At 50.7% G+C, this 12,746-nt stretch carries 11 protein-coding genes; 4 read left to right on the forward strand and 7 right to left on the reverse strand.

The genetic code is table 11. The features are described 5' to 3' along the window. Window positions 1-3 precede the first annotated feature (3 nt). Window positions 4-885 carry a TraR/DksA C4-type zinc finger protein gene (locus P2H89_RS01620; protein ID WP_275824722.1) on the forward strand — a complete coding sequence of 294 codons (882 nt, stop codon included), beginning with the start codon at window positions 4-6 and terminating at the stop codon, window positions 883-885. Window positions 886-1,177: 292 nt separating this feature from the next. Here the strand turns inward: P2H89_RS01620 and P2H89_RS01625 are convergent, their stop codons facing one another. The 6 genes from P2H89_RS01625 to P2H89_RS01650 all read right to left on the reverse strand — a co-directional run bounded on the left by P2H89_RS01625 (window position 1,178) and on the right by P2H89_RS01650 (window position 9,157). After that, the gene (locus tag P2H89_RS01625; protein WP_275824723.1) at window positions 1,178-1,939 is read right to left on the reverse strand and encodes a LytTR family DNA-binding domain-containing protein; all 762 of its coding nucleotides are present in this window, start codon (window positions 1,937-1,939) and stop codon (window positions 1,178-1,180) included. Then, window positions 1,936-3,024, reverse strand: a complete 1,089-nt coding sequence (locus P2H89_RS01630; RefSeq protein WP_275824724.1) for a sensor histidine kinase — start codon at window positions 3,022-3,024, stop codon at window positions 1,936-1,938. The genes P2H89_RS01625 and P2H89_RS01630 overlap by 4 nt, the downstream gene beginning before the upstream one ends. A gap of 15 nt (window positions 3,025-3,039) precedes the next feature. Further along, on the reverse strand, window positions 3,040-4,026 hold the full coding sequence (locus P2H89_RS01635) for an NAD-dependent epimerase/dehydratase family protein (protein ID WP_275824725.1): 987 nt from the start codon (window positions 4,024-4,026) through the stop codon (window positions 3,040-3,042). A 10-nt stretch (window positions 4,027-4,036) separates the two neighbouring features. Beyond that, complete coding sequence (locus P2H89_RS01640) at window positions 4,037-4,837, reverse strand: SDR family NAD(P)-dependent oxidoreductase (RefSeq protein ID WP_275824726.1); 801 nt, start codon at window positions 4,835-4,837, stop codon at window positions 4,037-4,039. 257 nt (window positions 4,838-5,094) lie between these two features. Next, window positions 5,095-7,239: a DPP IV N-terminal domain-containing protein gene (locus P2H89_RS01645; protein WP_275824727.1), complete on the reverse strand. Its 2,145-nt coding sequence runs from the start codon at window positions 7,237-7,239 to the stop codon at window positions 5,095-5,097. 85 nt (window positions 7,240-7,324) lie between these two features. After that, on the reverse strand, window positions 7,325-9,157 hold the full coding sequence (locus P2H89_RS01650; RefSeq protein WP_275824728.1) for an ABC transporter ATP-binding protein: 1,833 nt from the start codon (window positions 9,155-9,157) through the stop codon (window positions 7,325-7,327). A gap of 143 nt (window positions 9,158-9,300) precedes the next feature. Here P2H89_RS01650 and P2H89_RS01655 point away from each other — a divergent pair, with 143 nt between their 5' ends. The 3 genes from P2H89_RS01655 to P2H89_RS01665 all read left to right on the forward strand — a co-directional run bounded on the left by P2H89_RS01655 (window position 9,301) and on the right by P2H89_RS01665 (window position 11,645). Continuing rightward, window positions 9,301-9,681, forward strand: coding sequence for a ribosome-binding factor A (locus P2H89_RS01655; RefSeq protein ID WP_275824729.1), 381 nt, complete (start codon window positions 9,301-9,303; stop codon window positions 9,679-9,681). A 171-nt stretch (window positions 9,682-9,852) separates the two neighbouring features. Then, window positions 9,853-11,079 (forward strand): FtsX-like permease family protein, encoded by a 1,227-nt coding sequence (locus P2H89_RS01660; RefSeq protein ID WP_275824730.1) that lies wholly within the window; start codon window positions 9,853-9,855, stop codon window positions 11,077-11,079. Window positions 11,080-11,117: 38 nt separating this feature from the next. Next, entirely contained in the window at window positions 11,118-11,645 is a 528-nt protein-coding gene (locus tag P2H89_RS01665; RefSeq protein WP_275824731.1) for an N-acetyltransferase, read from the forward strand. Between the two features lie 102 nt (window positions 11,646-11,747). On the opposite strand, the gene P2H89_RS01670 is transcribed toward P2H89_RS01665, so the two are convergent. Continuing rightward, on the reverse strand, window positions 11,748-12,584 hold the full coding sequence (locus tag P2H89_RS01670; protein WP_275824732.1) for a transketolase: 837 nt from the start codon (window positions 12,582-12,584) through the stop codon (window positions 11,748-11,750). Window positions 12,585-12,746 lie beyond the last annotated feature (162 nt).

Raw genomic sequence — 12,746 nt, forward strand, 5'->3', positions numbered from 1 at the left:
AGTATGGCAACCAAGAAGAAAGCAGCAAAGCCAGCTAAAAAAACGATTGCTCCCAAGAAGGCGGTGGCAGCGAAGAAGCCTGCTGCCAAACCTGCTGGTAAAGTTAGTAAGCCCGCAGTGAAGGCAGCGCCGAAAGCTGCTGTCAAGCCGACGGCGCCGAAACCTCCTGCCAAAGCAAACGGAGCTAAAGCTGCGCCGGAAAAGAAAGTGGTTGCCAAAGTTGCTGTGCCTGTAAAACCGGTGGCGAAAGCCCCCATAAAACCCGAACCCAAGCCATTGGCTAAGAAACCTGTCCCTGAACCCGTGAAAGTGGAAAAGAAACCCGAAGTGCCGAAGGAAGAAGTAAAGAAGCCCGAACCCGTAGCGCCGCCACCCCCGCCCAAAAAGCCCGTGGTGCCCGCAAAACCGGTAAAGGTTGTAATACCTGAGATCAAAACCAAGACGGTTCGTAAATACGAACCGGAGTTCACGAAATCCGTATTGGATCAACCAGAAAACATTCAAACAGGACCAACCATGCGTTACAGCGATGCCGAATTAGGAGAGTTCAGGGAACTTATCCAAAAGAAACTGGACCAGGCTAAGAAAGAACTTTCTTATCTGCAGGGCTTGATCACCCGTAAAGATGAAATGGGAGGAGACGAAACTGAAAACCGCTACATGACCATGGAAGATGGTTCGATGAGCATGGAGCGTGAGCAGCTTGCCCAAATGGCCAGCAGGCAGATCAATTATATTGATCACCTGGAGAAAGCGATGATGCGTATTGAGAATAAGACGTATGGCATTTGCCGTGTAACCGGAAAGCTGATCGATAAGGCGCGGTTGAGGGCGGTTCCACACGCTACGCTGAGCATCGAGGCCAAGCAGATGATGAATAAATAATAGAAACTTAACTCTATTAGCCTATAAAACAGGTTGCTGAAAAGCGACCTTTTTTCGTTTATAAGAGGCATGCATTGCTGCAAACGGTAGGGTATAGGCTGGTTCGGGCGAGGCCTTTTGACTGGCTGACCGGGCAGGATGCAGGCTTCGTAACGGGCCGTTGAGGGCGGGTGGGGAAGCTGGTGACCAGCAGCAAACGGGGTCTTGATCTTCGGGCAATCTTTGAGGATAAAAGGGATGCACCTCCACAGACCATTGACGGGCGCTGAAAACGCCCAGGGAATACGGTCTGTTATGACGGTAGCCGCCCCTCCAGCCAATTTCTGAAATCCGCCACGCGTTCGCGGCTGATGATTACGTCAACGCCGGCATCGGGCTGTAACTGCAGTATCAGCCGGCTGTTGTAGTACGTGAGGATCTTACGGATGGCGTCGATGTGTACAATGTATTGCCGGTTGATGCGGAAGAACTGGTGGCGGTCGAGCAGCTTTTCTATCTGGTCGAGCGAATAGTCGAGCGGCAGTTTCTGGTTCGTATTGGTCGTAACATAAGTAACGCCCTTCACAAATTGCAACCACGCAATATCCTTCGCCTTTACATAGATCAATTGATTATTGAGCCGGCCGATAAACCGGGCACTATCCCTTCTTAAAAACTCTTCTGCAATAGCCGCGATATTGATGGTATTGCCCGTGGCTGGTTTGAACTGCTGGTATTTGTCCAGCGCCTGCTTTAATTCCTTCGCGTCGATCGGTTTCATCAGGTAATCGATGCTGTTGACCTTGAAGGCCTGCAGCGCGAAATTGTCATAGGCCGTGGTGAAGATGATCGGCGTTTTTACCGCTGTTTGTTTGAACAGCTCGAAGCAATTTCCGTCAGACAGTTGTATATCCATCAGTATAAGATCTGCAGCATGTCCCTGCTCCATCCAGCGTATGCCCTCTGCTACCGAGCCGATCACGGCCAACACTTCAATGGGATAATTACTCTGCTTCAGCAACTGCATCAGCCGCTCGGCATTGTGTATTTCGTCTTCAAAGATGGCTACTCTCATGGTTGATCTATAATTGGGATCCTGACGGTAAAGATTTCGTCGGATTGAGATACTTCAATGGTTTGTCCACTCGATAGTTCGTAACGCCTGCGGATATTCTCCAGTCCAATGCCGGATGGGGCTTCGGAACTTATCTTCTTGCGAATCGGGTTCGTGATGGACAGAAAGCCCCGTTCGCTCTTCACGGTGATATCAAGTGGTTCGTGCACAGAGAAACGGTTGTGTTTGATGGCATTCTCTATCAGCATTTGCAGGGTGGCCGGTGGCACCATGCCGTGGGTCTTTGCCCGTTCATCGATGGCAGCCGTGAACCGGATACTGTTTTGATGCCGTATGCCGATGAGGAATAAGTAGGATTCCAGGAAGTCGAGCTCGGTTTGTATCGATACCAGGTTCTCGAATTTCTTGTCGAGTATATACCGGTATATCTTAGCCAACTGGGTAATGTAATCGGCCGAGAGGTCGGCGCTCTTGTATACCAGGTTGGTGAGCACGCTAAGCGAGTTGAAAAAGAAATGCGGATCTATCTGGTTGCGGAGGGCATCGTACTTGGCTTGTATGTTTTCGCGCATCAGGCGTTCCGTTTGCAGCTGGTATTCTTTCCAACCGTTGTAGTAAAAGATAATGCCATTGAAGGCAAGGATCATCATATAGAACAGGAAGGTGCCTGCCAGCATATTGTAGCTAAGCGCCGTAAAGCTGTTCCAGGCTTCGTGACGCTGAAAGAACAGCCTGTCTGTAATGCCATAAACAAACCCGAACGCCAGGGCTGCCAATACTCCATACACGATCAGCGTGCCGGTAAGTACCAGTATGCGGGCTGTTGACCGCAGGTGGTTGATGCGCTTATCCAGCATGCGTGCCAGGCGGATGGCGCCTTCCCATACCAATAGCCCTAGTAATACATAGTACAGACTGAATACCTGCGAGCGCAGGTTGAAAGTGCCGATATCGTGTATAAAAGATAGATCGAACGATTTGAAGATGACACTGAAAATGTACAGCACTCCAATGCGGAACAGGTAGCGGAACACGCGGCTGTTGAATAATTGTTCTCTTCTTTGGTAATCGGTGCTGGTGCTCATGACGGCGATTGCTCTTTAAAAATACTTATTTGCCCTGAACCAGGTAAGCGCGTTGCTGATAGCAATATCCATAGAGGTATATTGAATATTGAGCTCGCTGGTCGCTTTTTTGCCTGAGTAATAGTTGTCGAGGCTGAGTAACCGGGCGCCCGACCAGGTGAGCTTGCCGGCCTTGCCGGTGAGCAGGCCTTTGAGATTGCCCAGGAGGCCGGCTCCCAAGAGCAGACTGCGGGGTATCCTGATCATGCGCTGCTTTTGCCGGGTGTGCGTACGAAGCAGGCGAAAGAACTCTCCGTAGGTAAGGTTGTGACCAGCCAGCAAATAGCAGTTGCCGGCCTGGCCCAGCTGGATGGCATTGATGATGCCCTGGCATACATCATCGATGTAGACGAAGTTCTTGCCACCAGGCGGGTACCACAAGAGTTTTTTATGGACGCCATGCAGCAGGAGTTTGCCCGAACTCGGCTTGTGATCGCGCGGACCGATCATGAACGTGGGGTTCACTACCACGGCTGGCAATTGCCGGGCCTGTACCTGTTCCAGTACATATTGCTGGGCGAGGTATTTTGAGTTGATGTAGCCCGAATTGGCCGAGAATAGAGTGAAGCCATCGAGCTCGGTAGCCGGTGTTTGCATGGTGCCGGGGCCCATGGTATTGGCCGTACTGACATAGATGAGCTTTTCAACTTTGTGGTGCAGGCAGGCTTCAACGATGTTACGGGTGCCTTTGAAGTTGATGCGATCGTACTCTTCAAAACCGATGCCCCATTGATCGGTAATGGCTGCTGCGTGCACTACGTATTGGCAACCGGCTACAGCTTCCTGCACCTGCTCTGCGTGGTCGATGCGGCCATAGCTGATGTGGAGCGGTATGCCGGAAAGGTATTGCAGATCGGCCCCGGGCCGCACCAGTATTTTTATCTCAAAGCCCTGCCTGAATAATTGCCAGGCAAGGTTGGTGCCGAGGAATCCATTGGCACCGGTGATCAAAACTTTTTTCATGGCTATAGGTTTAGATGGCCTGGTAGTGTATTTCTTTTTTGACCTCTCTCGATACGATGCGCAACTTAACCGCTAGGGGTAGCAGCGCCATCAAGGCGTGATTGAGCCTGTTCATGCGACCCGGTATGATAACGGGGATGCCGGCCCGTGTTTTTTCTAACGCGATGCGGGCAATGGTGGACGTGGGCAGCAGTCCCATTTTGCCTTTGAACCCCTGGCTGATGACCCGGCGGGCCGTGTTGGAGTTGGTCATGATAGGCCCTGGATACACTACGCTCACCGATAGGCCGGTACCACTCAGTTCTTCCCGCAGGCCGAGTGAGAACGACGAGACGAATGCTTTGGAGGCGGGATACACGGTTTTATAGGCGATGGGTGTAAAGGCGGCCATGCTGGATATATTCATCACGTAGCTGCGCTCATGTTGAAGCAGGTGGGGTATAAGCTGATGCGTGATCATGACGGTGCTGCGCACGTTGAGCTGAATGATCTGATCGATGCGCTCGGGGGAGGTTTCCTGTATGGCCGATGTGCCACCCGTGCCTGCATTGTTGATCAGAAAGTTGATGCGATAGGTGGCTGTGATATGTGCCAGCTGCTCCCGGAGCTGCAGGGGATCGGTAAGGTCGAACTCAAAGGCGTGGGCGGCTACGCCGTAGGTATTCATGAGGCTGTAAGCGAGGTCTTCTGCCTGGCCGCCTGGCAAGGCTATCAGGATAACATTCATACCCTGTCGTGCGCACTGGATGGCAAATTCCCGGCCGAGCCCGGCGCTGGCCCCTGTGATCAATGTAAATGGTCGTTGTGGCATAGTGGTAAACAAATACGACAACAAAATTGCCGGCTACCCTCCGGCGCAGCAAGGATTTTATCACGAGCTGTAGAATGGAGGGGGCGAGTTGTGAAGATGGGGTTTTGACCGGGAGATGGGAAGGCCTTCAGTCGTGCGGGCAAAAGATCGGTTAGCGGCCTCCGGTTAAACTGGGATATAGAGCCGGTGATGAGTCTGTATAAAAAGAGACCGTCGCGAAACGGTCTCCTTTTTTATGAGCAGTATTTTAAGTCAGATTAGAATCCTCTGCGGTTGCCGCTGTTCTCGGTATCGAGGAACTGTGCTGGCATTGGTTTGCCCAGGAGGTTCTTGTACCAGAAAGCGTATGCCTCGTTGCGGTTGTGCAGGGCTTTCTTTGCGTTATTGCCACCAATACCGTGCCTTTCACCGGGATATACCATGAACTCGAAGCGCTTGCCCAGGTTCTGCATTTTATCGATCAGCGTAAGGCTGTTCTGCATGTGTACATTGTCGTCGGATGTACCGTGTACCACACGGAGCAGTCCCTTGTATTGTGCGGCATAAGACATTACAGCGGTGTTCTTGTAACCTTCTGCATTGTCTTTCGGCGTATCCATGAAACGTTCTGTGTAGTGGGTATCATAAAACTGCCAGTCGGTAACGGAAGCATTGGCTATACCATAGTTAAACACGCTGGCGCCATACGTGAGGGCCATGCAGGTCATGTAACCGCCGAAGCTGCCGCCGGTCATAGCTAGCTTGTTGCTATCGACCCAGGATTGCTTCTTTAACCATTTACCGCAGGCCATATAGTCTTCAATTTCCCACTTGCCGAGCTGGCGGTGGATATAGTTGAGACCTATCTTGCCGAAGTGACCGCTGCTGCGGTTGTCGAATGCTACCTGTATCATGCCTTCCTGGGCCCACCATTGGGTGGCACCTCCGGTTGGTTTCCAGCGATCATACACCGTGCCGGCATTGGGGCCGCCGTAAATGCTTACGAGTACAGGGTATTTCTTATTGGGATCAAAGTTGACAGGATAGGTGATGGTTACGGGCAGTTCGAATACGCCGTCGTCGGATTTTACGCGCACCAATTCTGTTTTAGGCAATGCGTAGGTATCGAAGTCGCTACCCTTGCTGTCGCCGAGTACACGGATCTGCTTGCCCTTTGCATCTACCAGCGCCATAGCGGGCGGTGTGCCCAGGTTAGAATAGGTGGTGATGAAATACTTGCCGTTGGGCGACAGGTTCACCTGATCGTGTGAGTAATCGCCGAAGCTGAGGCGGGTGAGGTTTTTACCGTCCAGGCCGACCTTGTAAAAGTCGAAACGGGCAGAGTTCTCTTTACGGGCACGGAAGTAAACCAGTTTGGCTTTTTCATCAACCTTAACTATTGATGTGCCCCAGAGAGTTCCGGTAGTGATCTGGTTGATCAGTTTACCGGTATTGTCGTGGTAGTATAAATTCTCCCAGCCATCCTTATCGCTTTTCAGGATAAAGCCTTTGCCGGCAGAGAGGAACTCGATGCGGCTGGCTTCGTCGAGGTCGATCCAGGTTTTCTGCTCTTCAGTATACACGGCATCTTTAGCGCCGCTGGTGAGGTTGATATTGTAGAGTACCAGTTTGTTCTGGTCGCGGTTCATCCATTGTGCCCAGAGCTGGCCATCAGGTGTCCAGTAAGGTGCACCAAAGTACTGATCTTCCTGTTGGTTGAAATCGGCCCATACTGTGGCGCCGGTTTCAGCAGACGCTACACCGATCTTTACTTCGGGATTCTTTTCGCCTGCTTTGGGGTAACGCTCGTTCTCGAGGTATCCGTCCTGACCATCCAATACATAAATGGGGAAAACGGGTACTTTGGAATCGTCGAAGCGCATATAGCAAACGTTCTTGCTATCGGGGCTCCACCAGAATGCTTTGTAGCGGCTGGCGCGGCCGAGGATCTCTTCATAGTATACCCAGGATGCGTAACCATTGAGGATGGTTTCGGAGCCATCTTTGGTAACCTGGGTTACTTTTTTGGAGGCGAGCTCCATGATATAAAGGTTATTGTCCTTTTTGGTAAAGGCGAAGAATTTGCCGTCGGGAGATGCGGTGATGTTGCGGGCATCGGGTATGCCGATAGCCGGTACCGCTTGCTGGCGTTGTTCGGAAGGAACCGCTCCTGTATAAGGAGTGGATTTACCCGATTTAACGTTTACAGCAACGAATGCGGCGTTACCGCTGGCGTCTTTTTGCTGCTCGATATAGCTTTCGTCGTTGACCCATCCACGGATCACAGGCAGGGGCTTCGTGATGCCGGATACCGGTGTTTTGAAGAGTTGTTCGTAGGTGAACTCCTTCTTCTGGGCTGTTGCTGAATTAGTTCCAGCTAATAACAGTAAGCCGGCAGTGCCGAATAGAAATAGTTTTCTCATGTAATGAAAATATTGAAGCGGTGAATGTACGAAAATGCAAGAATTGGCGAGGGTTAGCCCGCTTTTTTTGATAAGTGGTCAGGGTCTACTTAACCTCCTGCATTTCCACCAGTTTGCGGTACAATCCTTCCTGTTCCAAGAGCTGGTCGTGGGTGCCGCGTTGTACAATCTTGCCTTTTTGTAATACGATGATCTCATCGGCATGGCGGATGGTGCTGAGCCGGTGTGCGATGACGATACTGGTGCGGTTGGCCATCATTTTGTTGATGGCATCCTGTACCAGGCGTTCGCTTTCGGTATCGAGCGATGAGGTGGCTTCGTCGAGTATGAGGATGGGAGGGTTCTTCAATACGGCCCGGGCGATGGTTACGCGCTGGCGTTCGCCACCGCTCAGCTTACTGCCGCGGTCGCCGATATTGGTTTGATAGTTCTCCTCTTTGTGCATGATGAAATCATGGGCGTTGGCGATGCGTGCTGCCTGTTCAATTTCATCGATGGTGGCCACGGGGTTACCGAGGGCGATATTGTTGGCGACGGTATCGTTGAAGAGAATGGGTTCCTGCGTTACAATGCCCATCTGGTCGCGGAGGGAGAGCAGGGAATATTCCTTGATGTTGATACCATCGATGAGCAGCTCGCCGGTGGTTACATCGTGGAATCGGGGGATAAGATCGGCCAGGGTAGATTTGCCAGCGCCGGAAGAGCCCACCAGGGCGACCGTTTTACCTTTCCCGATAGTGAGGTTGATATTGTCGAGAATGGTGATATCCTCGTATTTGAAAGTAACGTTACGGAACTCGATGCTGTTATTGAAGCCGGTGAGTATTTGGGGTGTGGCTGATTCTTCGACAACAACGGGCGCAGATAATACCTCTTCAATACGCTGAATGGCTGCGCTGCCCCGTTGTGCGTTGTAGAACGCGGTTGACAGCGATTTGGCTGGGTTGATGATCTGCGTGAAGAATATGATATAAGTGATAAAGCCTTCTGGCTTCAGGCCAAGGCCAACACCTCCGTCGCCCAAGACGAGCCGGCCACCAAACCAGAGAATGGAACTTAATACCAGTACGCCCATGAATTCGGACATGGGAGAGGCCAGGTCGCGCCGGAAGTTCATTTTGTTACGGATATGGTTGAGGGCGTGGTTGTTTTCCAGGAACTTGCTTTGCAATATCTTTTCTGCATTGAAGGCTTTTATCACCCGCAGGCCGGTGAGGGTTTCATCGAGTATGGACATCAACACACCCAGTTTTTCCTGCGATTGAGTCGATTGCTTTTTAAGCGAGCGGCTCAACCGGCCGATCACGAAACCCATGATGGGCAGCAACACGAACACGAATAATGATAACATCGGGCTGAGGAAGATCAGCGCTCCAAGGATGATGAGGATCGTCATAGGTTCGCGAATGAGGCCTTCCAAGGTGCTCATTACGCTCCATTCCACTTCATTGGCATCGTTGCTCATGCGGCTGATGATATCGCCCTTTCGTTGTTCGGTAAAGTATCCAATGGGCAATTGAAGGATCTTAACATACAGGTCACTGCGCAGGCGGGTCATGACGTGGTTGCGCATGGGCGCCAGCACCCGGAATGAAAGATAGGTGAACAGGTTTTTGAAGAATATCGCCACCACTACAATAATACAGATAAAAGCCAGGGCGTACACTTTGTTGTGTTCAGCGATCAATTGTTGAATTATATACTGCAGGTTTTCCAGTACGCTGGAGGCTGAAAAGGTTACACTTTCCGGCTTGGCGATCGTTTGAGGGTTTTGATTGAACAGGAGTTTCAGAAAAGGCCCCAGCATACCGAGTGATACGAGTGAGAATACTATTGACAGCAGGACAAAGAGCCCGTATAATCCAATTTGTCCTTTCCTATCCTTCAGGTACTTTAAAATCGTTGAAAACCGCTTCATGTATGTTAAAATAGTTCAAATAATGGGTGCTGATTCGAGCCATTTGCCGGTACCGTGGAACGGTTATTGGCGCAATTCATTGGCTGGAATGGCGATAAACAGCGCAAAGTAACTAATTTTACCACGATTAAATCGTTAATGATATGCAAGAAGGGAAGCGCCAAAAGCAAATAGCCGGCTTATTGAACGAAGAATTGAATAGTATATTTCAGCGGCTGGGGCTTACCATGATCAATGGCGGCATGGTTTCGATCGTTTCTGTGAAAATGACCCCCGATCTGCTGGAGTGTCGTATTTACCTGAGCCTGTTTCAGGTAGGCGACGCGCAGGGTGCGCTGAAGAAGATTGAAGACCGGTCGTGGGAGATCAAAAAAGAGCTTACCGCCCGTGTGGCCAAGCAACTCCGCCGTATGCCCGAACTGAGGTTCTACCTGGACGATACTCTCGACCATGTGTTCAAGATGGAAGATATCTTCAAAAAGATCAACGAGGACAAGAAAGACGAGGAAGGTACTCAACCGTAACTGGTGGTTGTTTCGGTGCTCATGTTGCGATTCCGGGACCGGCAGTAGCCTGGCAAGGCCCACACCCGTTGGGTACATGCGGTTGACGAGTGCCGGTTGATTCGATGAACAGACCTATACACCGGGCCGATCCCTTTGAAACCTTTCAACATCCTAAATTCTGCATCCGAGATGAATTTCCTCTTTGCCTGGCGCTATTTTAAAGCAAAAAAATCGACCAATGCCATCAACATCATTGCGTGGATCAGCATGGTGGCGATCATGTGTATCACGTTTGCCTTTGTGGTGGTGTTGAGTGTATTCAATGGTTTTGAAGGGCTGGTGAAGTCGCTGTATTCTTCTTTCTATCCCCATGTACTTATTTCTCCGAAAGCAGGTACCAAGACCATTACGGTTTCGCCGGAACAATGGAAACAGTTGTCGGCAGTGAAAGACGTGGTAAGTTATACCGCCGTGGTGGAGGAAAAGACCTTATTGCTGAATGGCGACATTCAGCAACCGGTGGTACTGAAGGGAGTCGATAGCGCTTATACCAGGGTTACCGGCGTAGCGGATAATATGATCCGCGGCGAGTTCAATACAGGCGATGCTGCGCGGCCGTTCATTGTGCTTGGCAATGGGGTAGAGGGTGCGCTGGGGGTGCAATCGGACAAGAATATCTTTCCACTGCTCGCGTATATATTTAAAGGCGGGGCATCTGCCAATGTGATGGACCTGTACGGGTCGGTAGCTACTGAGAATATTTCTACGGCGGGTGCTTTCCTTATCCAGGCAGATATTGATAATAAATATGCAATCACCAATATCGATTTTATGCGACATATGCTGTCGCTAAAAGATAATGAGTGCAGCCATATCGAGGTAGCGGTAAGCGATGAAAGCAAGGCAGATGCTGCCAGCAAAGCCATCCGGCAACTCTTTGGCGACGGCTATGTGGTGGAAACGAGGTATGAGCAGAATAAGAGTTTGTACAGCGTTATGACGCTCGAAAAGTGGGCGATCTACGGCATACTTACATTGATGCTGATAGTGGCGGCCTTCACCATGATTGGCGGCCTGACGATGCTGGTGCTGGAGAAACAAAAAGATATCCAGGTATTGAAAGCAATGGGGGCCAACCGCGGCCTTATTCAAAAGATATTCCTCAGTGAAGGGTTGTTGCTGGCAGGCATCGGTGCTATTGCCGGTATTGTGCTGGCGGTGATCTTCTGCTGGGCACAGGTACAATTTGAACTGATCAAGCTGGAGGGCGGCACGTTCCTCATCAACTACTATCCTGTCAAGTTGGTGGCCGGCGATTTCCTGCTGGTGGTCGTTACGGTGTTCCTGGTGGCGTTTATTGCTTCCTGGTTCCCTTCGCGCAAGGCGGCCCTGCAGCCTATCGAACTCAAGAGCTGATTTGACCCTCCCGATCCGTAATCCATTTAAAATGCTTTATGCAGCCTGTTGAAATTCGTTATGCCACGCTGGACGACCTGGAAGCTATCCGGGCTTTATATCATGCGGTAACTATACAGGGAACGGGTATTGCCCGCCGAACCGAGGAGGTTACGGACCAATATGTGCGTTCCTTTATTAAAAAAAGCATTGAGCGGGGTATTATCCTCGTGGCGCAGGAGGCGGTGAATGGCTTGCTGGTGGCAGAAATACACACTTGCCGGATGGAGCCGATGGTCTTTAGTCATGTACTGAGCGATCTTACGGTGGTGGTGCACCCGGCCTTTCAGGAGCACGGTATTGGCAGGCAGCTCTTTGAGACCCTGCTGAAAGAGGTGGAGCTGCGACATCCTCAGATACTCCGTATAGAATTGGTGGCGAAAGAAAGCAATGAACGGGCTTTGCGCTTTTACGAGCAACTTGGATTTGTGAAAGAGGGCCGTTTTGAAAGGCGTATCGCCAGCGATGGAGGTGGATACGAAGCGGATATCCCGATGGCCTGGTTCAACCCGGCCTTTAAGGGGTAGTCCCGGATAGGGAAATAATTGATCTAAAACAAAACCGGAATGTGCTCGTCGCGCATTCCGGTTTTTTATGTTGAAATATCGAAGATCGAATTTCTGGTAGGCTTAGTAGTCGCCCAGTGTTTCGGGCAATTGAGCCAAAGCTTTGGCCAATTGCTCGTCGTTGGGGGCGATGCCATGCCATTCGTGCGATCCTTGCATGAAGTCTACACCTGCACCCATGGCGGTGGTCATGAGGATAGCAATGGGCTTGCCCTTGCCTACGAAGGTCTTGGCTTTTTCAAGGGCTGCTACTACAGCGTCTACATCATTACCTTTTTCGAGGCGGATCACTTCCCAGCCGAAGGCGTCGAATTTGGCGCCAAGGTCGAGGAGGTTCATTACCTTATTGGTAGGTCCGTCAATTTGCTGACCGTTCCAGTCTACAGTAGAGATGAGGTTGTCCACTTTGTGGTGAGCCGCAAACATAATGGCTTCCCAGTTTTGGCCTTCATCGAGTTCTCCGTCGCCATGTAGGGAATATACGACCGTTTTCTCCCCATTCAGTTTTTTCGTGAGTGCGGCGCCGATGGCTACGCTCATACCCTGGCCCAGTGAACCGGAGGCGATGCGGATGCCTGGCAGGTGTTCGTGTGTTGCGGGGTGGCCCTGCAATCTTGAGTCGAGCTTACGGAACGTGGCCAGTTCTTTGATGTCGAAATAGCCTGCCCGGGCGAGTGTGGAGTAATAAACGGGAGAGATGTGTCCATTGGAAAGCACGAATACGTCTTCGTTGGTGGCGTCCATGTTGAACTGCGGATTGTGGTGCATTACCTTAAAGTATAAGGCAGTAAAGTAATCCGTACAACCCAGTGAACCACCGGGGTGACCGCTGGCAGCACCATGTACCATCCGAACTATATCGCGCCTGATCTGAGTGGCAATGTCTTTTAATGGGGGCATAAGCTATCTTTAAAATGTGGAAGCAAAACTACAGGAATTTACTTTTGGCCAATAAATAGGACCAATTTTTTTATTGTTTTTGGCAACTAAACGTCCGGTGTAACAATAAAGTACTTATTAGAGAAGTTGTTATTTCAGAAATAGGCCGTAGTTTTGCTGCCG

It is taken from the genome of Paraflavitalea sp. CAU 1676 (assembly GCF_029223285.1).
Lineage (GTDB): Bacteria > Bacteroidota > Bacteroidia > Chitinophagales > Chitinophagaceae > Paraflavitalea.

Excerpts from the sequence above, each read along its gene's own strand:
- P2H89_RS01650 (WP_275824728.1), bottom strand. The coding sequence starts at position 9,157 with ATGAAGCGGTTTTCAACGATTTTAAAGTACCTGAAGGATAGGAAAGGA.
- P2H89_RS01655 (WP_275824729.1), top strand. The coding sequence starts at position 9,301 with ATGCAAGAAGGGAAGCGCCAAAAGCAAATAGCCGGCTTATTGAACGAA.
- P2H89_RS01635 (WP_275824725.1), bottom strand. The coding sequence starts at position 4,026 with ATGAAAAAAGTTTTGATCACCGGTGCCAATGGATTCCTCGGCACCAAC.
- P2H89_RS01625 (WP_275824723.1), bottom strand. The coding sequence starts at position 1,939 with ATGAGAGTAGCCATCTTTGAAGACGAAATACACAATGCCGAGCGGCTG.
- P2H89_RS01660 (WP_275824730.1), top strand. The coding sequence starts at position 9,853 with ATGAATTTCCTCTTTGCCTGGCGCTATTTTAAAGCAAAAAAATCGACC.
- P2H89_RS01645 (WP_275824727.1), bottom strand. The coding sequence starts at position 7,239 with ATGAGAAAACTATTTCTATTCGGCACTGCCGGCTTACTGTTATTAGCT.
- P2H89_RS01640 (WP_275824726.1), bottom strand. The coding sequence starts at position 4,837 with ATGCCACAACGACCATTTACATTGATCACAGGGGCCAGCGCCGGGCTC.
- P2H89_RS01620 (WP_275824722.1), top strand. The coding sequence starts at position 4 with ATGGCAACCAAGAAGAAAGCAGCAAAGCCAGCTAAAAAAACGATTGCT.
- P2H89_RS01630 (WP_275824724.1), bottom strand. The coding sequence starts at position 3,024 with ATGAGCACCAGCACCGATTACCAAAGAAGAGAACAATTATTCAACAGC.
- P2H89_RS01670 (WP_275824732.1), bottom strand. The coding sequence starts at position 12,584 with ATGCCCCCATTAAAAGACATTGCCACTCAGATCAGGCGCGATATAGTT.
- P2H89_RS01665 (WP_275824731.1), top strand. The coding sequence starts at position 11,118 with ATGCAGCCTGTTGAAATTCGTTATGCCACGCTGGACGACCTGGAAGCT.